Annotated in this window: 19 protein-coding genes; 4 read left to right on the forward strand and 15 right to left on the reverse strand. The window is 68.7% G+C overall.

Annotation, left to right across the window (positions count from 1 at the left end; translation table 11 throughout):
* Window positions 1-3 precede the first annotated feature (3 nt).
* Together KIT25_17615 and KIT25_17620 are read right to left on the reverse strand one after the other, a co-directional pair.
* Complete coding sequence (locus KIT25_17615; protein ID UYN93857.1) at window positions 4-306, reverse strand: urease subunit gamma; 303 nt, start codon at window positions 304-306, stop codon at window positions 4-6.
* 43 nt (window positions 307-349) lie between these two features.
* Entirely contained in the window at window positions 350-1,165 is an 816-nt protein-coding gene (locus KIT25_17620; protein UYN93858.1) for an urease accessory protein UreD, read from the reverse strand.
* A gap of 30 nt (window positions 1,166-1,195) precedes the next feature.
* Between KIT25_17620 and greB the strand changes: the two genes are divergently transcribed.
* Complete coding sequence (gene greB / locus KIT25_17625; GenBank protein ID UYN93859.1) at window positions 1,196-1,747, forward strand: transcription elongation factor GreB; 552 nt, start codon at window positions 1,196-1,198, stop codon at window positions 1,745-1,747.
* 44 nt (window positions 1,748-1,791) lie between these two features.
* Here greB and pcaB read toward each other — a convergent pair whose 3' ends face one another.
* The 4 genes from pcaB to KIT25_17645 are packed head-to-tail and all read right to left on the reverse strand — an operon-like array spanning window position 1,792 to window position 5,957.
* Window positions 1,792-3,114, reverse strand: coding sequence for a 3-carboxy-cis,cis-muconate cycloisomerase (pcaB, locus tag KIT25_17630; protein UYN93860.1), 1,323 nt, complete (start codon window positions 3,112-3,114; stop codon window positions 1,792-1,794).
* A gap of 2 nt (window positions 3,115-3,116) precedes the next feature.
* A complete protein-coding gene (gene pcaG, locus KIT25_17635) occupies window positions 3,117-3,695 on the reverse strand; it encodes a protocatechuate 3,4-dioxygenase subunit alpha (protein ID UYN93861.1) in 579 nt (192 codons plus the stop codon).
* Window positions 3,696-3,699: 4 nt separating this feature from the next.
* Window positions 3,700-4,395, reverse strand: coding sequence for a protocatechuate 3,4-dioxygenase subunit beta (gene pcaH / locus KIT25_17640; GenBank protein ID UYN93862.1), 696 nt, complete (start codon window positions 4,393-4,395; stop codon window positions 3,700-3,702).
* A 14-nt stretch (window positions 4,396-4,409) separates the two neighbouring features.
* Window positions 4,410-5,957, reverse strand: a complete 1,548-nt coding sequence (locus KIT25_17645; GenBank protein ID UYN93863.1) for an alkaline phosphatase family protein — start codon at window positions 5,955-5,957, stop codon at window positions 4,410-4,412.
* A 113-nt stretch (window positions 5,958-6,070) separates the two neighbouring features.
* Here KIT25_17645 and KIT25_17650 point away from each other — a divergent pair, with 113 nt between their 5' ends.
* On the forward strand, window positions 6,071-7,045 hold the full coding sequence (locus KIT25_17650; protein ID UYN97972.1) for a C-terminal binding protein: 975 nt from the start codon (window positions 6,071-6,073) through the stop codon (window positions 7,043-7,045).
* 7 nt (window positions 7,046-7,052) lie between these two features.
* Window positions 7,053-8,036, forward strand: a complete 984-nt coding sequence (locus KIT25_17655) for a hypothetical protein (protein ID UYN93864.1) — start codon at window positions 7,053-7,055, stop codon at window positions 8,034-8,036.
* Here the strand turns inward: KIT25_17655 and KIT25_17660 are convergent.
* Genes KIT25_17660 through KIT25_17695 form a run of 8 tightly spaced genes read right to left on the reverse strand, consistent with a single transcriptional unit; the run spans window position 8,033 to window position 16,395 of the window.
* Complete coding sequence (locus tag KIT25_17660) at window positions 8,033-9,007, reverse strand: hydroxyacid dehydrogenase (protein UYN93865.1); 975 nt, start codon at window positions 9,005-9,007, stop codon at window positions 8,033-8,035. The two genes, KIT25_17655 and KIT25_17660, sit on opposite strands and share 4 nt — an antisense overlap.
* Window positions 9,004-9,402 carry an oxalurate catabolism protein HpxZ gene (gene hpxZ, locus KIT25_17665; protein UYN93866.1) on the reverse strand — a complete coding sequence of 133 codons (399 nt, stop codon included), beginning with the start codon at window positions 9,400-9,402 and terminating at the stop codon, window positions 9,004-9,006. The genes KIT25_17660 and hpxZ overlap by 4 nt, the downstream gene beginning before the upstream one ends.
* 9 nt (window positions 9,403-9,411) lie before the next feature.
* Window positions 9,412-10,782: an AtzE family amidohydrolase gene (locus KIT25_17670; protein UYN97973.1), complete on the reverse strand. Its 1,371-nt coding sequence runs from the start codon at window positions 10,780-10,782 to the stop codon at window positions 9,412-9,414.
* Window positions 10,783-10,790: 8 nt separating this feature from the next.
* Window positions 10,791-10,979: a DUF4089 domain-containing protein gene (locus KIT25_17675; GenBank protein ID UYN93867.1), complete on the reverse strand. Its 189-nt coding sequence runs from the start codon at window positions 10,977-10,979 to the stop codon at window positions 10,791-10,793.
* A gap of 8 nt (window positions 10,980-10,987) precedes the next feature.
* Entirely contained in the window at window positions 10,988-12,949 is a 1,962-nt protein-coding gene (locus KIT25_17680; GenBank protein UYN97974.1) for an ABC transporter ATP-binding protein, read from the reverse strand.
* Window positions 12,909-13,754 (reverse strand): ABC transporter permease, encoded by an 846-nt coding sequence (locus KIT25_17685; GenBank protein ID UYN93868.1) that lies wholly within the window; start codon window positions 13,752-13,754, stop codon window positions 12,909-12,911. Before KIT25_17685 ends, KIT25_17680 begins: the two co-directional genes overlap by 41 nt.
* Window positions 13,754-14,740, reverse strand: coding sequence for an ABC transporter permease (locus KIT25_17690; GenBank protein UYN97975.1), 987 nt, complete (start codon window positions 14,738-14,740; stop codon window positions 13,754-13,756). The genes KIT25_17685 and KIT25_17690 overlap by 1 nt, the downstream gene beginning before the upstream one ends.
* A 50-nt stretch (window positions 14,741-14,790) precedes the next feature.
* A complete protein-coding gene (locus KIT25_17695; GenBank protein ID UYN93869.1) occupies window positions 14,791-16,395 on the reverse strand; it encodes an ABC transporter substrate-binding protein in 1,605 nt (534 codons plus the stop codon).
* A gap of 235 nt (window positions 16,396-16,630) precedes the next feature.
* On the opposite strand from KIT25_17695, the gene atzF reads away from it, so the two are divergent.
* Window positions 16,631-18,394, forward strand: coding sequence for an allophanate hydrolase (gene atzF / locus KIT25_17700; protein ID UYN93870.1), 1,764 nt, complete (start codon window positions 16,631-16,633; stop codon window positions 18,392-18,394).
* 10 nt (window positions 18,395-18,404) lie between these two features.
* On the opposite strand, the gene KIT25_17705 is transcribed toward atzF, so the two are convergent.
* Window positions 18,405-19,934: an alkaline phosphatase D family protein gene (locus tag KIT25_17705; protein ID UYN93871.1), complete on the reverse strand. Its 1,530-nt coding sequence runs from the start codon at window positions 19,932-19,934 to the stop codon at window positions 18,405-18,407.
* Between the last annotated feature and the right edge of the window lie 63 nt (window positions 19,935-19,997).

Genomic DNA, 19,997 nt, shown 5'->3' on the forward strand with positions numbered 1-19,997 from the left:
CCCTCAACGGATCGGATTGTGGACGGTGACGAGCTTGGTGCCGTCGGGAAACGTCGCCTCGACCTGGATGTCGTGGATCATGTCGGCGACGCCTTCCATCACCTGCTCGCGCGTCAGCACCGTGCCGCCGTCCCGCATCAGGTCGGCCACCGAGCGGCCGTCGCGGGCGCCCTCGACGACGAAGTCGGTGATCAGCGCGATCGCCTCGGGATGGTTGAGCTTGACCCCGCGCTCGAGTCGTCGCCTCGCCACGTTGGCCGCCATGGCGACCAGCAATTTGTCCTTTTCCCGAGGCGTCAGATTCATCGCCCGCGCTCCTCCCTCGCTTCTTCGGACTATAGAGCCAGCATCAAATATGCCAAACGCGCGGCAGGCGCCGGCCGCGAAAATCGCCGAGAAAGCGCGTGACCGCCCGCCGCACCCCGGTCGCCTCGCCGAGCAGCCGCGCCACCATCACGCCGTTGACCAGCGTGATCCCCGCACGCACGCCGTCCGCCGCCTCGAGCAGCACGCGCGCCCGCTCGAAGCGCGGCCCGGGGGAGTCCCATACGCCGATCACCGTGGCAAGCGCGTTGGCCTCGCGGAAGCCCGCGCCTCCAGGCGTTTCGCCCTCGACGCGCAGCGTGTCGGTCCAGGCGAGCCGGCCGCCGCGCCGCACCGACCAGGCGTCCAGCAGCAGTCCCGACCGGAAGCGCTCGCCCGACGCCGCCCGGCCGAGCACCACCATCTCGCAGGCCAGCAGCGAAGCGCCGGGCGCCACGTCGGCAACCGTTCGCCGCTTCAGCCGGGCGCCCTGGAAGACGATCGTCTCCTGCGGCAGCCAGTCGAGCGTCGCGCCCTCCTCCAGCTCGATCGCGACATCGATGGCGCAGTGCGCGTCCGGATGGGCGGCACGATAGATTTTCTCCGCCGCCTGAGTGGCCACCACGGCTTCGCCGGTCGGTCCGACCGAGACATCCATGCGCAGCGAATCGCCGTCGGTGACGCCACCCGACGTCGTCACCAGCACGGCCTGAACGGGCTCGCCCGGCTCGGGTTCGGGGAACAGAACCCGGCAGGGATCGCGCTGATAGAGATCAGCCAGACGCGTTGCCCCGTCGCTCCTCTTGAACACGACCCGGCATTCGCCGGAAGCGCGCTGCAGGGCGGGACGGGTGGCGTTCATCGGCCAGCCCTTGATAGATTACGGATCGAAATGAGCAAGGCTTTCACCAAGGAAACCGACGGCGAACTGGACGACGACCCGCCGGAAGATACCGGGGGCCTGCCGGCCGGCGCCAAGAACTACATGACTCCCGAAGGCTTCGCCCGCCTGCGCGAGGAGTTGATGACGCTCATGCGCAAGGAGCGGCCCGAGGTGGTGCAGGTCGTGTCCTGGGCGGCGGCCAACGGCGACCGTTCGGAGAACGGCGACTATCTCTACGGCAAGAAGCGGCTGCGCGAGATCGACCGGCGCATCCGCTTCCTCAGCAAGCGGTTGGAGCGCTCGGAGGTCGTCGACCCAGCCAAGCGGCCCAAGACCGACCAGGTGTTCTTCGGTGCCACCGTGACCTGCGCCAACGGCAAGGGCGAGGAACGCACGGTGAAGATCGTCGGCGTCGACGAGGTCGATCCGGCCAAGGGACACGTGAGCTGGATCTCGCCCATCGCCAAGGCGCTGCTGCGCGCCCACGAGGGCGACGTCGTGAAGATGCGCACGCCGGTGGGCGTCGAGGAGCTCGAGATCGTCAAGGTGGAGTACCGCTAGCGCCGGTGTCATTCCGAGCGCAGCAGGGGACTTCTCCTGTCGCCTTAAAGGTCCCTCGGCCTTCGGTCTCGGGATGACAATGGGGCAAGCAGCCGATCGACGAACCTGGGCGAGTACCCGAGCAACGATTTCTCGTCGGCAAGTTCCTTTTCGAGCCGGCCCAGCGCCTCGAGAAACGAGCCACCTTGCGCCAGCGCCTTCTCGACCAGCGCGTGCGCCTTCTGCTTACCCAACTTCTCGGCCAGCAGGAACGTCGCGCGCTCGGCGAAGACGGCGGGTTCAACGGCGTCCATGTTAGCCTGGATGGCATCGAGATCGATCGCGAGGCCAGGCGCCACCTCGGCCATCGCTTCGACGGCGGAGCCCAAGGATTCGACCAGCGCCGCCAGTGTCGGCCATTCGGCCTGCCAGCCGCCCAGCGCGCGCTCGTGCTCCTGCGGCATCGCCGCGACGACGGTCGCCGCCAGCATGGGCGCGCGCTGCGCCGCGGCCAGCACCAGGGCGGCGCCCACCGGATTGCGCTTGTGCGGCATGGTCGAGGAGCCGCCGCGGCCGGCGCCCGACGGTTCGCTCGCCTCGCCCACTTCGGCCTGCATCATCAGAGAGATGTCGCGCGCGGCCTTGGCGAGCGCACCGATGACCAGCGCGCAATCCTGCGCCAGCGCCGCGACACGCACGCGCTGGGTGAACCACGGAGCCGGTGGCAAGGCCAGATCGAGTTCCTTGGCGAGCGACTTCATCACCGGCTCGGCCTTCGATCCGAGCGCCGACAGGGAGCCCGAGGCGCCGCCGAACTGCAGCACCTGTGTCTCCTTGAAGCTCGCGGCCAACCGGCGTCTCGCGCGGTCGATGTCGGAGACCCAGCCGGCGATCTTCTGGCCGAGCGACAGCGGCGTCGCCGGCTGGAGCAGGGTGCGGCCGAGCATCGCCGTGGTGCGGTGCTTCTTCGCCAGCTTGGCGAACGCACCGACGATGCCGTCGAGCTGCTTCAGCAGCGGCGGCAGTGCCTCGCCGAACTGCAGCACCATCGCGGAGTCGAGCACGTCCTGGCTGGTGGCGCCCCAATGCACGTAGGCGGCCGCGCCGACGTCGCGCCGGGCGACCTCGGCGGTGAGAGCCTTCACGAGGGCGACGGTGAGCGTGGCATTGCACCGTGCCGTCTCGGCGAGCGACGCGGCATCATAGAGCGTGGGGTCGCAGGCCCTGGCGATCGTCGCGATGTGCTTCTTGGGGATCAGGCCGGCCTCGGCCGTCGCCCGAGCCAGCGCCGCCTCGAAGCGCAGCATGTGGCGCAGGGTGGCCGCGTCGGAGAAGGCCTCGGCGGTGGCGGCCGCCGCGCCGAGCGCGTTCACGAGGCGACCGGCCATGTTCAGATATCGAAGAAGACTGTCTCGCGCACGCCGCCGAGATGGATCGGCAACGCCCAGGCACCCGATGGGTCGCGCCTGGCGATCAGCGTGGCGCGCCGCGCCGGCTCGATCATCTTCAGCACCGGGTCTTCGGCGAGCGCCGGATCGCCGTCGAAGTAGAGCCGCGTCGCCAGCCGGTTGAGCAGGCCGCGCGCGAAGACGGAGATGTTGAGATGCGGCGCCTGCATGCCGCCTCCCTGTCCTCCGCCATGGGGCCACGGCACGCGGCCGGGCCGCACCGTCGCGAAGCGCGCCGTGCCCTGCATGTCGGTCGAGGCCCGGCCGAAGCCTTCGAAGCCCGGATCGAGCGGCAGGTTGCGACGGTCGTCGGGATGGTTGTAGCGGCCGTGGCCGTTGGCCTGCCAGATCTCGAGCAGGCCGTCGGTCACGAGAGCGCCCTCCGCGTCGTGAAGCGTGAGCGCCACCTCGATGCGCTCGCCGGCGACACCCGGCGGCGCGATGTCGGCGCGATAGGCCTTCACCAGGGTGCCGAAGTAGAACGGGCCGATGGTCTGCGACGGCGTGAGACCGCTGCTCATGCGATCACTCCATCGGCGTGGCGTTGCGGCCACGCAGCACGATGTCGAACCTGTAGGCGAGCGCCCACTCCGGCCGCGTCGTCTCGATGTCGAAGGACGAGATGAGCCGTTGCCGCGCGCCGGCCGGCACCGACAGGTGGATCGGATCGATCGCCAGCAGCGGATCACCGGGGAAGTACATCTGCGTGATCAGGCGCGTGGCGAAGGCCGGCCCGAACAGCGAGAAATGAATATGCGCCGGCCGCCACGCATTGAAGTGGTTCTTCCACGGATAGGCGCCGGGCTTGATGGTGACGAACTGGTAGCGGCCCTCCGAATCGGCGCGGCAGCGTCCGCCGCCGTGAAAGTTGGGATCGAGCGGCGCGTCGTGCTGGTCGCCCGGATGGTGATAGCGGCCGGCGGCGTTGCACTGCCAGATCTCGACCAGCGCGTTCGGCACCGGCTTGCCGTCGTCGCCCAGCACGCGCCCGTGCACGACGATGCGTTCGCCGAGCGGCTCGCCGGAACGCTGCCTCGTCAGGTCGCTCTCGAGCGTGCCGAGATGCTCCGACGCGGCGAGCGGCCCGGTGATCTCCGACAGGGTCTGCGGCAGCACGATCGGCGCCTGGCGCGGCGCACGTCCGGGCGTCGACTTGTAGTCGAGTGACAGGTTGGGCGGATGCTGGTCCGCCGCGGGCCGGCGGTAAAGATCATTGGCCATTCAAACATTCTACCCTAGGCCGCCCGCACCTCCAGCCCCTTGGGTGTGGCACGGTAGCCGGTCAGCGTGCGCTCGGCATATCCGAGTCGCCAGTTCAACATCTTGGCGGCGTATTCGCCCATGCGCGCGGCGTAGGCCGGATCGCCGGCCCGGTTCACGAACTGGCCGGGGTCCGCCTTGAGGTCGAAGAACAGCGGCGGCAGCGCCGCGAAATGCACGTACTTGTAGTTCTCGTCCTGCACGACGGCGAGCGTGCACTTGTCCATCGGCGTGCCCAGCGCCGATTCAGGCTTGCTGTAGTAGAGATCGCGGAAGTCGAATTCGTAGTGAACCTCGGTCCGCCAGTCCGACGGTACATCGCCCTCGCAGAACGGCAACAGCGAATGGCCGTCGCATTGGCGCGGCACCGGCAGGCCAAGCCAGTCGAGGATGGTCGGCATGGTGTCGATCGTCTCGGTGAACTCCCCGACCACGGCGCCGCGCGTGCCATTCGCCTCCTGGCGCGGATCGCGGATGATCAGGGGGATGCGGTAGGATTCGTCGAAATAGCCGATCTTGCCCAGCAGGTGATGGTCGCCGAGTTGCTCGCCGTGATCGCAGGTGAAGACGATCAGCGTATCGTCCCATTGTCCTGTCTGCTTCAGGTAGTCGAAGACGCGGCCGAGTTGGTCGTCGACTTCGCTCATGAGGCCGCAATAGGTGGCGCGCATCTGCGCCACTTCCTCCTCGCTCATCTCGCTGCCGAGCTTCCTGCCGTCCTGGAAGAAACTCGCCTGCGCGACGTGGTTCACGTAGTAGCCGAGCAACGCGTTCTGCCGGGCCTCCTCGGCCGAGGACGCCGCCCGCACGGCTTTCGGCATGTCCTGAGGCCGGTACATGGCATTGTAGGGCGCCGGCGCGATGAAGGGCGGGTGCGGCCGGTAGTAGCCGAGATGCAGGAACCACGGCCGGCCCGCGCGGCCGCGCAGATACGCTAGGCCGCGCTCGGTGAACCAGGCCGTGTCCGACAGCTCCTTGGGGATCACCGCCGGTCGCGATGTGGCCCCTCCCGCGCCGCCATCCCCTTTCGAATCGGATCGCGGCAGCCAGATGTCTTCCCGCACCTTGGGCAGTTCGAAGCCCTGGCTGGCGACCCAGCCGAAATAGGCGTCCCGGTTCTCGAAAGCGCCGACTGCGTGGAAGCCGTCCATGATGTCGCCCAGCACGAAGAAGCGCGGATCGCTGGGTGCGGTCTTGCGCGGATCGGGCGTGGTGGTGGTGTAGCCCACCAGAGCCGGGTCGTAGCCGCCGCGCCGCAGCTCGTGGGCGAGGTTGGTGAAGCGGTCGGCCAGCGGAATGGTGTTCTGCACGGCCCGATGATTCATCATGTAGAGCCCGGTCAGCAGGCTCGCCCGAGCGGGACCACACGGCACGCACTGGGTGAAGTGGTTGCGGAAAGTCACGCCCTCGGCGCACAGCCGGTCGATGTTGGGCAACTTGAGATAGCCGGCGCCGAGCTTGGGCAACATCAGCCCGCGCCACTGGTCGACGACGATCAAAAGGACGTTCCTGACCCCGGACATGCGACCTCCCGACAAACTGCGCTAGAGTGTGCCCAATCCGGAGGAGGAGACAACAGGTGGCGAATTTCAAGATCGTTACGACCGGCCCGGGCAACACCGATCACACCCTCGAGATGGAGACGCTGGGCGCGCTCGGCGCGGAAATCGTCGAGATCTCGGGCGGCGAGGACGAGATCGCCAGGGCGGCGATCGATGCCGACGCGATCTACTGCAAGGGACGGCCCCGCATCACCGCCAAGGTGATCGAGGCCGGAAAGAAGCTCAAGGTCGTGTCGATCGGCAGCGTCGGCGTCGATTCGATCGACGTCGCGACCGCCACCAGGCTCGGCATCCCGGTGACCAACTGCCCCGATACCTTCATCGAGGAGGTGGCCGACCACGCCATGACGCTGATCCTGGCGAGTTGGCGGCGGCTGGTCGTGCAGGACCAGATGGTGCGCAAGGGCGACTGGGCCAAGGCCCGGCCGATGCTCTACCAGTTCCCGCGCCTGATGGGGATGACCCTGGGATTCATCGCGTTCGGCCACGTTGCCCGCGCCGTCGCCAGGCGCGCGCGGCCCTTCGGCTTCCAGATGCTGGCCTACGATCCCTACATCGAGGAGCTGGTGATGAGCGACTACGGCGTCCAGCCGGTGAGCTACGGTGAGCTGCTCGAACGCTCCGACATCGTCTCCATGCACGCGCCCGGCACCAAGGATGCGCACCACCTGATGAAGGAGGAGCACTTCCGCAGGATGAAGAAGACAGCGCTGTTCGTGAACACCGGCCGCGGCTCCACGGTCGACGAGCCGGCCATGATCAAGGCGCTGCAGGAGGGCTGGATCGCCGGCGCCGGACTGGACGTGCTGGAGACCGAGCCGGTGGGTCACAACAACCCGCTGCTCGGCATGGACAACGTCATCCTGACCGCCCACGTCGCCTCGGCGTCGAGCCGCTTCGACATCGCCCGCAAGCGCCGCGCCGGTGCCGAGATGGCGCTGGTGCTGAGCGGCAAGTGGCCGCGCTCGTGCGTCAATCCGATGGTCCTGGACAAGTCCAAGCTCGAGCGCTGGCAGCCCTATTCCATGGAACGCGGCCCCGGGAACTAGGGCGCCGATGCGGCGCGGCGCGGCGACCCTGGTCGTGGCGGCGGTCGCGACGATCGTGGCGGTCGGCCTGCTGGAGGTGCTGGCGCGCGTTTTCTTTCCCGGCTTCGATCCATCGGGCCGGATCGCCTTCACCCACGCCGTCGGTGATCGGCTGGTGCTGGCGCCGCCGAACGTCGACCTCCGCCAGCGCAAGAACACCGGCGACTACGACGTCGCGGTCCGCATCAACCGGCATGGGCTGCGCGACCCCCGGGACATCGCCGAGGCGGCTGCCGATGACATCGTGGTGGTCGGCGACTCCTTCGCCTGGGGCTGGGGTGTCGCGACGGGACGGCGCTTCTCCGACCTGCTCGAGCCGTTGACCGGCAGGCGCGTGTTCAATCTCAGCGCGCCGGCCGACCTCGACGGCTACCGCGACCTGCTCGATCACGCCCGCGCACTCGGCGCCCGGACCGGGCAGATCGTCCTCGCGCTCTGCATGGAGAACGACCTTGGCGACTATGACGCACCCGACGAGCCTTCCGGTCACGGCATGCGATGGGATTGGCGCGGCTGGCTCGAACATCACTCGGCCGCCTATCTCCTGTTCGCCGCCGTCGTCCATCAGACGCCGCCGCTGCGGGCCGTGGCGGTGGCGCTCGGCCTCGTCACGCCCAACCTGGCAGGCATTCCGCGCCACACGTTCTCGCGGGCCGTCGTGGAGTCTTCGGCCCAGCGCGTCGCCGGGCTGGCACGCGACCGGCGGCTGTTGGTGGTCGTCATCCCCTCGCGCGCCCTGTGGGTCGGCGCCAACCGCGACGTCGAGGACCAGGTTCACGTGGCGTTCGTCGCCGCGCTGGCTCGCGCCGGCCTCGACGTGCTCGACATGCGCCCGCTTCTCGAGTCGGACGGCGCTCCCCTCTCCCATCATTTCGTCAATGACGGCCATTGGAACGAAGCAGGCCACCGGCTGGCCGCCGGGGCGATCGCCGCGCGGCTGGCCCGGCCCTAGCGCCGCCGCCACTGCCGCGTATTGACCGCGCCCGGCGGAATCTCGCCGTTCACCAGCGCCTCGACCTGACGCACCGTGTCGAAGGCCTGGCTCTCGCTCGCGGGCGGCGTGAGGCCGCCGACATGGGGCGTGGCGATCACGTTGGGCAGACGCGCCAACTCGGGCGAAGGCATCTGGTCGGGCGCGCGCCCGACATCCATGGCTGCGCCGGCGATGCGGCCCTCCGTCAACGCCTTCGCGAGAGCGGCTTCGTCGACCAGGTTGCCGCGCGACATGTTGATGAAGAAGGCGTCGGGCTTCATCCGCGCAAAGGCTGCCGCGTCCATCAGGTTCTCGGTCTCCTCGTTGGCGATGGCGAGGCAGACGACGTAGTCGGCGCGCCCCAGCATCTCCGCCAACGGCAGTTTGGTGAAGCGTGGATCGTCCACCTGCGCATAGGGATCGCTCACCATTATCGTCATGCCGAGCTGCGCCAGCACCGGCGCGAGATCGCGCGCGATACGGCCGTAGCCGACGATGCCGACGGTGCTGCCGGCGAGCTGGCGGCCGACGCGGATCTCCGGCGCCTCGCCACGGCGATACTGGTTCGAGGCACGCGAGATGCCGCGCGACAGGTCGACCATCAGCCCGATCGTGAGCTCGACCACCGACTTCACGAAGCCCGCCTCCGCGTGCGTCACCAGCACGCCCGCCTTCGACGCCGCGTCGACGTCGATGTTGCGGATGTCGATGGCGCTGCGCATCACGACACGCAGCCTCGGCAGGGACTCGAAGACGATCGCGGGCACCGGTGTGGTGCGGTCGGCGATGATGAAATCGACATCCTTCGCCGCGGCGATCACGCCGGGCGGATCGAGCGGCGCATCGCCCTCGTGCAGGACGACCTCGACGAGTTCCTGCAGCCGCGCGAGCGCGCGGGCGCCATAGTACTGCTCGCGCGACCGGGGAACGTGGGTGAGGAAAAGATTCACGCCTTCATCGGAGTTGTTTCGCCCAGCAGCGAAACATGGGCAGCGACGATGCGCCAGCCCTCCGGTGTGCGCATCCAGGTATGGCTCTGGCGGCCGATCCTGCTGCCGCCATGGCGCTGGAACTCGCAATTGGCCGTGCCGAAATCGGTGCCGTAGGTGACGATCCAGACCTTCAGGAGGTCGCGCTTCACCACGAATTTGGGGTCGCGCCCGGAGCGGAAGGCCGCGATCTGGTCGTGACCATAGAGCTGCTCGCCGATGCCGTAGCGCAACGTGTGCGGGCTCTTCCAGAAAAGCTCGTCCAGCACCGCGACGTCGTTGCCGTTCAGCGCTGCCTCATAGCGATTGAAGGCTGCCGTCACCGCGGCCACGACCGAGGGGATGTTGATCTCCATTGGTGCCTCCTAGGCCGGCATCGAGACGCAGACACCCTGCTTCTCGAGATGGGCGGCGACGCGCAATGCAGCCTGCTCGTTGTAGGGACGGGCGATCACCTGCACGCCGATCGGCAGGCCGCCGACGGCGCGCGTCGGCACGGCGACCACCGGCAGGCCGATGAACGAGATCGGCTGGGTGAACAGGCCGAGATTGGCACGCACCGGCATCTCCACGCCGGCGAGCTTCATCGCCACCTGGCCGAGCTTGGGCGCGGTGCAGGGCGTCGCCGGGGCGAGTACCACGTCCACTTCGTCGAACAGCTTGAGCACATTGGCGCGATAGCGGCGGCGGAAGCGCTGCGCCATGACGTACCACGAGCCCGGCAGCAGTGCGCCCGCCATGAAGCGCTCGCGCGTATCGGGGTCGAAATCCTGCGGGCGGGTCCTGAGCCGCGGCAGATGGAGCTGCGCGCCCTCGATCGCGGTGATGACATAGGCCGCCGATCGGGCGATGCCGGCCTGCGGCAGGGCAACCGTCCCGCGGGCGCCCAGCGCCTTCGCGACCGTCGCCACCGCCTCGAAGGCCTCGGGTTCAGCGCCGCGCGCGAAGTAGTCGCCGGCGACGGCGATGCGCAGCCCGTCGATGCCCTCGCGCAGCCGCGGCACGGTCGGGTCGGCGGGGCGGTCGGTGCAGACCGGATCGTCGGGATCCCAGCCCTGCATGGCGTCGAACGACAGGGCCAGATCCCCGGCCGAGCGTGCCATGGGTCCGAGATGATCGAAGGCATCGACGAAGGGATAGGAACCGGCGCGGCTCAGGCGACCATAGGTCGGCTTCAGGCCGAACAGCCCGCAGAGCGACGACGGCACGCGGATCGAGCCGTTGGTGTCGGAGCCGAGCGCCAACGGCACCTCGCCCGACGCGACGGCGGCGCCCGAGCCGCCCGACGAACCGCCGGTCATGCGCGTGGGATCGTGCGGGTTGCGCGACGGACCATAGTGCGCGTTCTCGCCGGTGAAGTCGTAGGCGTACTCGCCCATGTTGAGGCCGCCGACCAGGACGGCGCCCGCCGCCTCGAGCTTGCGAACGAGCGCGCCGTCGCGTCTGGCGATCGGACCGTCGACATTGATCTTCGAACCCGCCCGCGTCGGCAGGCCCTGGATGTCGAACAGGTTCTTGACCGCAAACGGCACGCCCACCAGCGGCCCGCGATGCAGACCCTGGTCGATCTCGGCGGCGCGCCTGCGTGCTCGCACCGCGACGATGTCGGTGAAGGCACTGACCGTCGGCTCGGCCGCCTCGATACGCTTCAGCGCCGCGTCGATCACCGCGCTCGCCTTGACCTTGCCGCCCGCTACCGCGCGCGCGATCTCGGCGGCCGTAGCGCTCTTCGACAGCGCGTCGCTCACGGCCGGAAGACCGGGCCGGGCGTCAGCTCGTCGTCGAGCTCGACGGCGAGCAACGGCGCGGCAATGGCGAGCGAGCGCTCGACGTTCAGGATCACCTTGTCGCGATACTCCGGCGCGATCGGCAGGCCGATCGCCCTGGCTCCTTCGTCGACCCAGCGCGCGATATCCGGTTTGTCGTCGGCCATATGGTTCCTCAGGCGAAATGACAGGCAACTTCGCGCGCCGGTCCGGCCGGGCGCAAGAGCGGCATCTCCGAGGAGCAACGCGGCTCGCCCCGCGGACAGCGACCGTAGAAGCGGCAAACCGTCGGATCGGGATCGATCGGGCTGCGCGGCTCGCCGCTCAACCTCAGCCGCCCGACGCGCCTTTCCGGATCGGCCTGCGGGATCGCCGAGATCAGTGCGCGCGTGTAGGGATGCCGGGGGTCGGCGAACAGCTCGGCCGCCGGGCCCGCCTCGACGATCTTGCCGAGATACATGACCAGCACGCGGTCGCACAGCAGGCGCACCACGTTGAGGTCGTGGCTGACGAAGAGATAGCTCATGCCGAGTTCGCGCTTGAGCGTCTGCAGCATCTGCAGGATCACGACCTGGACCGAGACGTCGAGCGCCGCCGTCGGCTCGTCGAGGATCAGCAGCTCGGGTTCGACGGCGATGGCGCGGGCGATGCCCACCCTCGCCTTCTGGCCGCCCGACAGCTGGTGCGGGAAACGGGTCAGCAGCTCGCGCGGCAGGCCGGTCATGTCGGCCAGCCGCTCGATGCGCGCGGCGAGTTCGGCGCCGCGGAGCGTCGACAACCGGCGCAGCGGATCGGCGATGGCGTCGAAGGCGGTGAAGCGCGGATTCAGCGAATCGCCCGCGTCCTGGAACACCATCTGGATGCGCTTGCGGTTGGCATTGCCGGCGAAGCCACGGGCGCGGATGTCGGCGAGCTCGGTGCCGGCGAGGCGGATGCTGCCCGAGGTGGGGTCGAGCAGGCGGTTGATGAGCCTCACCAAGGTGGACTTGCCGCATCCCGATTCGCCGACCAGCCCGACCGTCTCGCCCTTGCCGATGGTGAAGCTCACCTCGTCGACCGCGTGCAGCAGCCGCTTCTTGCCGACGTCGAAGCGCTTGGCGAGTTCGGCGATGTCGAGCAGCGCGCTCACAGCGGATTCCAGCAGGCGACGTCGTGGCGCTCGCCCACCGGCTTGTGTGGCAGCTTCCGCACGCAGTCGCCGATCACGCGCTCGCAGCGGCCGCTGTAGCGGCAGGCCGGCAGGTCGTCGCGCCGAAGGTCGGGCAGGTTGCCCGGGATCGAGGCGAGGCTCCGCAGGGTCGACGCCTCGCCCGGCGTCGCCGCCAGCAGCTTCGCCGAATAGGGATGCCGCGCATGGGCGAAGAGATCGCGGCTGGGCGCCGATTCGACGATGTGGCCGGCATGCATGACGACGATACGGTCGCAATGTTCGGCGGCGAGGGCCAGGTCGTGGGTGATGAAAATGGTGGCCATGCCCGAATCGCCCGCCAACTCGTCGATCAGGTCCATGATGACGGCCTGGGTCGTGACGTCGAGGCCGGTGGTCGGCTCGTCGGCGATCAGCAGCGTCGGCCGGCAGGCGAGCGCAATGGCGATCATGATGCGCTGGCACATGCCGCCCGACAGCTCGAAGGGATAGGCCTCGGCGCGACGCTCGGGGTCGGGGATGCGCACCTTCTTGAGCATTTCCACCGCCTTGAGCGGCGCGTCGTTGCGGGTGGCGCCGCCATGCCGCACCAGGACGTCGGCGATCTGCCGGCCGACCTTGCGGATGGGATTGAGCGCTGTGCGCGGATTCTGGAAGATCATCGACAGCTCGCGGCCGCGCAGCTCGGCGAACTCGCGCTCGTTCAGCGCCAGCAGATCCTGGCCGCCGAACATCGCCCTGCCCGACGTGACCTTGCCGGCCGGATCGAGGATACCCATGACGGCGAAGGCGGTGACCGACTTGCCCGAGCCCGATTCGCCGACCAGCGCCACCGTCTCGCCCTTGTCGACCGCGAAGCCGACATGGTCGAGCACCCTGACGGTGCCCGAGCGGGTGCGGAACTCGACCGAGAGATCCTCGACGGCGAGCGCGGGGACGGCGACATCCGTCATGTCCGCATTCTCGGGTCGATGATGTCGCGCAGGCCATCGCCCAGCAGGTTGAAGCAGAACACCGCGAGCATCAGCGTCGCGCCGGGGAACAGCGCGATCCACCACTCGCCCGACTGGATGAAGTTGGCGCCCTCGGCGACCATGATGCCCCATTCCGGATCGGGCGGGCGCACGCCCAGCCCGATGAAGGAGAGGCCCGCCGCGTTGAGGATGGCGTAACCCATGGTGAGCGACATCTGCACCATCATGATCGGCATGATGTTGGGCAGGACATGGCCCAGCAGCACGCGCGCCTCGCCGTTGCCCGAGAGGCGCGCCGCCTCGACGTAGCCCGCCTCGCGCCGCACGTTGGCCTCGGCACGCGCGACGCGGGCATAGAGCGGGAAATTGATGATCGCCGTGGCGATCACGATGTTCGTGACCTTGTTGCCGAGGGCGGCGACGATGCCCATGGCAAGCACGAACAGCGGGAACGCCATGATCGTGTCGGCGACGCGGCCGACGACACGATCCGTCCAGCCGCCGAAGTAGCCCGCCGCGACGCCCGACAGCGCGCCCAGCAGAAACGCCAGGATCACCGAGGCGAAGGCGATGGAAAGGTCGAGCCGCGTCGCCACCAGCACGCGGCTGAAGATATCGCGGCCGAGCTGGTCGGTGCCGAACCAGTGCGCGGCCGAGGGCGGCTGGAGCGCCATCGCCGCGTTGCTGGCCAGCGGATCGTAGGGCGCGATCAGCGGCCCGAACATGGCGGCGACCAGGAACAGCGCAAACAGGGTGAAGGCGAAGCCCGTCACCGGGTTCTCCGACAGCACGTAGCGGGCATGACGCAGCAGCGGCAGCATCAGACGTCCAGCCGCACGCGCGGGTCGACCAGGCCGTAGAGCAGGTCGATCGCGAGGTTGAGCGCGATGTAGAGCACCGCCATCGCCAGCACGAAGCCCTGCACCGGCGCATAGTCCGAGGTGATCAGCGCGTTGACGGCGTAGAGGCCGATGCCCGGCCAGGCGAACACCGTCTCGACCAGCACGTTGGCGCCGAGCAGGAAGGAAAACACCATGCCAAGCACGGTGATGACCGGCAGGACGGCGTTGCGGAAGGCATAGGTGAAAACGACGGTGCGGCCGGCGAGCCCACTCGCGCGCGCGGTGCGGATGAAGTCGCTGCCCAGCACCGACAGCATCGAGCCGCGGGTCATGCGGGCGAGCGGCGCCAGCGAGAAGATCGCCATCGAGATCGCCGGCAGCGCGAGCTGGCTGAGGGCGCCGCGGAACGCCTCCATGTCGCCGACGATCAGCGAGTCGATCAGGTAGAAGCCGGTGATGTCGGGCGGCGCCGAGAGGAAGACGTCGAGCCGTCCGGTCGGCGCCGGCGCGATCTGCAGCAGGTAGTAGAAGACGTAGGCGAACAGCAGGCCGGTGAAGAACACCGGCAGCGACACGCCGGCGGTGGTGACGACGCGGCAGAGATGGTCGATCCACGTGCCCTGCTTCACCGCGGCGAGAACGCCGAGCGGGATGGCGATCAGCACGGCGATCAGCAGCGCGCACAAGGTGAGCTCGGCCGAGGCCGGCAGGCGCGTGGCGATCTCGGTCACCACGGGCTGGCCGGTGGAGAGCGAATGGCCGAGATTGCCCTGGGCGAGATCGACGATATAGGCGACGAACTGCTCGGGCAGCGACTTGTCGAGCCCGAGCTTGGCGCGGATCTCCTCGACCGCCTGCGGACTGGCGGCGAGGCCGGCGAAATAGGCCGCCGGATCGCCCGGCAGCAGGCGGGTCAGCATGAAGGTGACGACGACGACCCCGATGATGCTCGGGATCGCCGTCATCAGCCGCGAAAGAAGGAGCTTCAGCACCCTTGGGCCGTGACGTGTGCGGCTTAACTCTTCACCAGCTGCCGGTAGTCGAGCTGGCGATGGAACCAGTAGCGGTAGCCGGTGACGTTCTTCTGCATCGCCACGTTGAGCAGCGGCTGGTAGATCGGCACGCGCGGCACGTCCTCGAAGGCGATGTCGACGAAACCCCTGACCGCCTCCTCGTACTCCTTGCCCGTGGTGAAGCGCGCCTTGTCGATCAGCGCGTCCATCGCCGGGTTCTTGTAGGACATCGTGTTGAAGACGGCGTTCTGGCCGTGATAGCACCAATAGAAGAAGTATTCGGGATAGTTCAGCCAGCCGCCGAAGGCGTTGAGGATCAGCGGCATCTGCTTCTTCAGCAACTCGGCGCGCCAGTTGGCACCCGGCACCTTGTTGATCGTGGTCTTGATGCCGATCTTGGCGAGGTTTTCCTGCACCAGCACCGCCATCGGTTCGTTGGTGCTGGCGAAACCGAGATCGAAGGAGAGCGTGGTTTCCAGCCCGTTGGGATGGCCCGCCTCGACCATCAGCGCCTTGGCCTTGTCGAGGTCGGTCCTGTAGCCATGCTTCTGCGGCCAGTAGACGCCCTTGAACTTGTTGTCGGCGCCGCCGAACAGCGGCGCGCCCTGGCCGAACATCACGGAGTCCATGATCTGCTGGTAGGGAATCGCGTAGGCCACGGCCTGGCGCAGCTTCACGTTGTCGAACGGCTTGTTCGCCGTGTTCATGCCGACATAGTTCATGGCGTTCTCGATCGGCGTGCCGATCACCGAGAGCTTGGGTGAGCTCCGGAGCTCGGCGAAATCCTTCGGCGGCAGGTCGAAGGAAAGGTCGGCGTCGCCGCGCTCGAGCAGCGCGCGCCGGTTGCCGGCCGACGGGATGATGCGCTGGATGACGCGGCGCACCTTGGGCAGCGGGCCGTTCTTCCACTCGTCGTTGCGCACGAAGATGACTTCCTGGCCGGGCTGCCACTTCTCGACCTTGTAGGCGCCGCCCGAGGCGTGGTTGTTCTTGCACCATTCCATCGCCCACGGGTCCTTCTCCGTGGCGTGCTTCCTGGCGAGCCCGGAGTTCATGATCACCGGCACCGGCACGCCGATGTCGGGCATGGTGAGCTTGTCGGCGCGCACGAAATCGACCCGAAAGGTATGATCGTCGACGACGACGAACTGTTCGGGCTTCTCGAGCGAGCCCGCCCTCATCTGGAAGGTCGGGAAGCCGCCCACCGTGACGGCGCGGTCGAACGACCACTTGACGTCCTTGGCGGTGATCGGCGTGCCGTCGTGGAACTTGGCGTCGCGGCGCAGCTTGAAGGTCACCGAGTTGGGCCCGAGGTTCCACTCCGTCGCCAGCTCGGGTTCGAGCTTGGTGTAGTCGTAGTGGTCGTTGCCGTTGGCGTCCTTCTTGACGCCGTAGGTCATCAGCCGGTCGTGGGTGTTCCACGACACCTCGTAGGCCGGCCGGTTGGCGCCGACGCCGTGGATGTCCATGGAGTTGGGCGGCGCCTCGGTGACGATCAGCAGCGTCTCCTGACGCGCCTGCGCCTTGGCCTCCGACCAGATCGCCGGTGCCGCCGTTGCCGCAGCGCCCGCCGCCGCAGTGGTCTTGATGAACGTACGCCGCTTCATGTCTGCCCCCTTGCTTCCCACGGACGAGTCGGAAGTAAGGTCAGCAAGCAGTGTGCCATCCTCGAAAATGCGTCTCCGATGGCGGATTCCGCTGCTTTTTCGGGCAGGATCGGCCGCCTCCCCGGTCATCCGGTGACATCGGCGGCCGACTGCGACGACAGGTCAATTGTATGCAATTTCAGCCTATTGCATTCTTTTTAGGCGTTGGCATTCATTTTGTATGCAATCTAGGACGATGAGCACCGCACGCGATCTCGGCCTTCACGCCCTCCATACCGCCTATTCCGAGGGCATCCTCACCTGTCGAGCGGTGATCGAGGACGTTCTGGAGCGTATCCGGTCCCACGGCGACGACGCCGTGTGGCTGTCGCGCATGCCCGACGACGTCCTGCGCGCCCGGGCCGATGCACTCGACGCCAGGCGCGGCGAGAAGCTGCCGTTGTTCGGCGTGCCCTTCGCGGTGAAGGACAATATCGACGTCGAGGGTCTGCCGACCACGGCCGCTTGCCCGGGTTACGCCTACACGCCCCGGACATCGGCGGCGGTCGTTCAGCGCCTGGTCGATTCGGGCGCCATCGTGGTCGGCAAGACCAACCTCGACCAGTTCGCGACCGGCCTGGTCGGCGTGCGCTCACCCTACGGCGTGCCGCGCAATCCCTTCAACGCCGACTACATTCCCGGCGGCTCGAGCTCGGGCTCGGCGGTCGCCGTTTCGGCCGGCCTCGTCAGCTTCGCGCTCGGCACCGACACGGCCGGATCGGGCCGCGTGCCGGCCGGCTTCAACAACATCGTCGGGCTGAAGCCGACACCCGGCCTGCTCAGCAATGCAGGCGTCGTGCCGGCTTGCGCCTCGCTCGATTGCGTCTCGATCTTCGCGCTCTCCTGCGCCGACGCCGACGCCGTATTGAGGGTCGCCGCCGAACTGCGCCCGGCGGCGGCGATCGGCAGCACCTTCCGCTTCGGCGTGCCGCGGCCCCTCGAATTCTTCGGCGACGCCGACTATGCGAGGCTCTATGGCGAAGCCATCGAGCGGCTGAAGGCGATGGGCGGCACTGCGGTCGAGTTCGACTACGCCCCGTTCAGCGACGCCGCCCAGCTCCTCTACAGCGGGCCGTGGGTTGCCGAGCGCACCGCGGCGGTCGGCGTCTTCATCGAAAGGGCGGGACCCGAGGCCGGGGTGTGGCCGACGACACGCGACATCGTGCTGGGCGGGCGCAAGTACAGCGCCGTCGACGCCTTCGAGGGCCAATACAGGCTCGCCGAGCTCAAGGCACGGGCCGACGCTGCGATGCAGGACCTCGATTTCCTGGCGCTGCCGACAGCGGGCACGATCTACACCCTGGCCGATCTCGCGCGCGAACCGGTGCTCTTCAATTCGCATCTCGGGCACTACACCAACTTCGTGAATTTCTTCCGGCTGTCGGGCCTCGCCCTGCCTGCCGGCTTCCGCGCCGACGGCCTGCCTTTCGGCATCACCCTGATCGCGCGCGGTTTGGCCGAGACGGCGTTGCTCGCCTTCGGCGCACGCTGGCAACGCGCCGTCACGCTGCCACTCGGCAGGACGACGAGCCGGCTGCCGCCGGCGGAGGCCGATCCGGTCGCCGCCGAGGATCGCGTCGCCATCGCAGTCGTCGGCGCCCACATGAGCGGCCTGCCGCTCAATGGCGAGCTCGTGGATCTCGGCGGCCGCCTCGAGTACTCGGGCAGCACCGCCCCGCACTACCGTCTCCATGCGTTGCCCGGCGGCCCGCCGTCGCGTCCCGGCCTGGTGCGCGTCGGCACCGGCGGCGGCGCCATCGAACTCGAAGTGTGGAGCCTGCCGGCCGCCCGGGTCGGCGCCTTCGTGCGGCGCATTCCCGCTCCGCTCGGTCTCGGCACGGTCGCCCTTTCCGACGGCACGAGCGTGCTGGGCTTCCTCTGCGAGGGCTACGCCATCGAGGGAGCACGCGACATCACCGCGCTCGGCGGCTGGCGCGCCTATCTCGAGGCCGCCGGTTGATCGCGCCTCCTCACAGCGCCTGAACGCCCGGCCGGCCCGACTCGACCGCGAAGCGCGCCAGCGTCGAGACCGGCGATTCGCGCTCCTTGACCGAGCGCACGGTGCGGAAGGCGACTTCGGCCGACTTGGGCGCGAGTGCCACGACCGCATAGCCGTTGGCGCCGGTGCGGCCGTAGCGGATGTGCGGATTGCGCGCCAACAACGCCTTCATGCGTGCCTCGCTCGGACCCTGCGAGGTGAGCGAGCCGCCGACGAATTCCGTCGCCACGACGGGCTCGCCGCCGCGGGCAAAGTCGCGCCGCAGGTCGGTCGCCCAGAAGGAGTGCACGTCGCCGCCGATCACCAGCGTGTCGCGCGTCGGCGAGGCCGCGACCTGATCGAGCAGGCGCCGCCGCGCCGGCGCATAGCCGTCCCAGCCGTCCGCCCAGTGACTCGTCGTGCCGTCTCGGCCGCGATCGAGCTCGGCCATCAGGGTCGGCTGCGCGATCACGTTCCAGCGCGCCGCGGCCCGGCGCAGCCCGTCGCCCAGCCACGCCTCCTGCTCAGCGCCGAGCAGCGAGCGGCGCGGATCGAGCCGCTCCTCGCACCCGGTCAGGAGCTTGCCGCGCGTCAGCGTCTCGCGGCAGGCGTGGTGCGAGCGGTGCTGCCGGCCGTCGAGCACGTGGAACTCGGCGAGATCGCCGAAGCGCAGGCGATCGTGCAGCCGCATCGACGGCCCCTGCGGACGCATCGATTCGGGCAGCGGCATGTGCTCCCAGAAGGCCTGGTACGCGGCGCCACGCTGGGCGAGGAAGCGCGCGCTGTCCCCCACCAGCGGCGAGACGTCGCCGGTATAGTCGTCGTCGACCTCGTGGTCGTCCCAGGTGACGATCCAGGGATGTGCGGCGTGCGCCGCCTGCAGGGCGGGGTCGGATTTGTAGAGCGCGTAGCGGTCGCGATATTCCTCGAGGGTCGTCGGCCGACCGACCTCGTGGCGGCGCACCAGGTCGCGGCCCCAGCTCAACTCGTAAATGTAGTCGCCGAGATGGACGAAGGCGTCGAGCTCCTCCACCGCGGCGTGGCCCAGCGCGGCGTAGTAGCCCTGCTCGTATTGCTGGCAGGAACCGAAGCCAAAGCGCAGCGTCGCCAACGCGGCCGCCGGATCCGCGGCCGTGCGCGTGCGGCCGATCGGGCTCGGCTTGCCGCGCACGACGAAGCGGTACCAATAGGTCCGGCCGGGCTCGAGGTCGCCCACCTCGACATGGACCGAATGGGCCCAGCGCGCCTCGGCCGTCGCCTTGCCCGACCGCACGACCTGCTGCAGGCGCTCGTCGCGACAGAGCGACCAACTCACCTCGATGGACTCGCGGGGACGTTCGTGCGGCTCGGCCGCCATCAACCGCGTCCACAGCACGATCGAACGCGCGGTCGGTCGGCCCGAGGCGACGCCCAGCCCGAATGGATCGTCGGCCAGCACCGGCTGGGCGCGCGCCATCGACGGCAGCCACGGGGACGGCAGCCACAGGGCCGGCACCACGCCCAGGAAAGCACGACGTCGCACCTGTCGACTGTGCGCCCGGCAAAGGTTCGCTTCAATCGCGGGGCGCCGGTCTGCTAGGGTCCG

It is taken from the genome of Enhydrobacter sp. (assembly GCA_025808875.1).
In the GTDB taxonomy this organism is placed as follows: Bacteria; Pseudomonadota; Alphaproteobacteria; order Reyranellales; family Reyranellaceae; genus Reyranella.

Coding starts and splice junctions, on each gene's coding strand:
- KIT25_17615 (UYN93857.1), bottom strand. CDS start 306: ATGAATCTGACGCCTCGGGAAAAGGACAAATTGCTGGTCGCCATGGCG.
- KIT25_17620 (UYN93858.1), bottom strand. CDS start 1,165: ATGAACGCCACCCGTCCCGCCCTGCAGCGCGCTTCCGGCGAATGCCGG.
- greB (UYN93859.1), top strand. CDS start 1,196: ATGAGCAAGGCTTTCACCAAGGAAACCGACGGCGAACTGGACGACGAC.
- pcaB (UYN93860.1), bottom strand. CDS start 3,114: ATGGCCGGTCGCCTCGTGAACGCGCTCGGCGCGGCGGCCGCCACCGCC.
- pcaG (UYN93861.1), bottom strand. CDS start 3,695: ATGAGCAGCGGTCTCACGCCGTCGCAGACCATCGGCCCGTTCTACTTC.
- pcaH (UYN93862.1), bottom strand. CDS start 4,395: ATGGCCAATGATCTTTACCGCCGGCCCGCGGCGGACCAGCATCCGCCC.
- KIT25_17645 (UYN93863.1), bottom strand. CDS start 5,957: ATGTCCGGGGTCAGGAACGTCCTTTTGATCGTCGTCGACCAGTGGCGC.
- KIT25_17650 (UYN97972.1), top strand. CDS start 6,071: ATGGAGACGCTGGGCGCGCTCGGCGCGGAAATCGTCGAGATCTCGGGC.
- KIT25_17655 (UYN93864.1), top strand. CDS start 7,053: ATGCGGCGCGGCGCGGCGACCCTGGTCGTGGCGGCGGTCGCGACGATC.
- hpxZ (UYN93866.1), bottom strand. CDS start 9,402: ATGGAGATCAACATCCCCTCGGTCGTGGCCGCGGTGACGGCAGCCTTC.
- KIT25_17675 (UYN93867.1), bottom strand. CDS start 10,979: ATGGCCGACGACAAACCGGATATCGCGCGCTGGGTCGACGAAGGAGCC.
- KIT25_17680 (UYN97974.1), bottom strand. CDS start 12,949: ATGGCCTGCGCGACATCATCGACCCGAGAATGCGGACATGACGGATGT.
- KIT25_17685 (UYN93868.1), bottom strand. CDS start 13,754: ATGCTGCCGCTGCTGCGTCATGCCCGCTACGTGCTGTCGGAGAACCCG.
- KIT25_17690 (UYN97975.1), bottom strand. CDS start 14,740: ATGACGGCGATCCCGAGCATCATCGGGGTCGTCGTCGTCACCTTCATG.
- KIT25_17695 (UYN93869.1), bottom strand. CDS start 16,395: ATGAAGCGGCGTACGTTCATCAAGACCACTGCGGCGGCGGGCGCTGCG.
- atzF (UYN93870.1), top strand. CDS start 16,631: ATGAGCACCGCACGCGATCTCGGCCTTCACGCCCTCCATACCGCCTAT.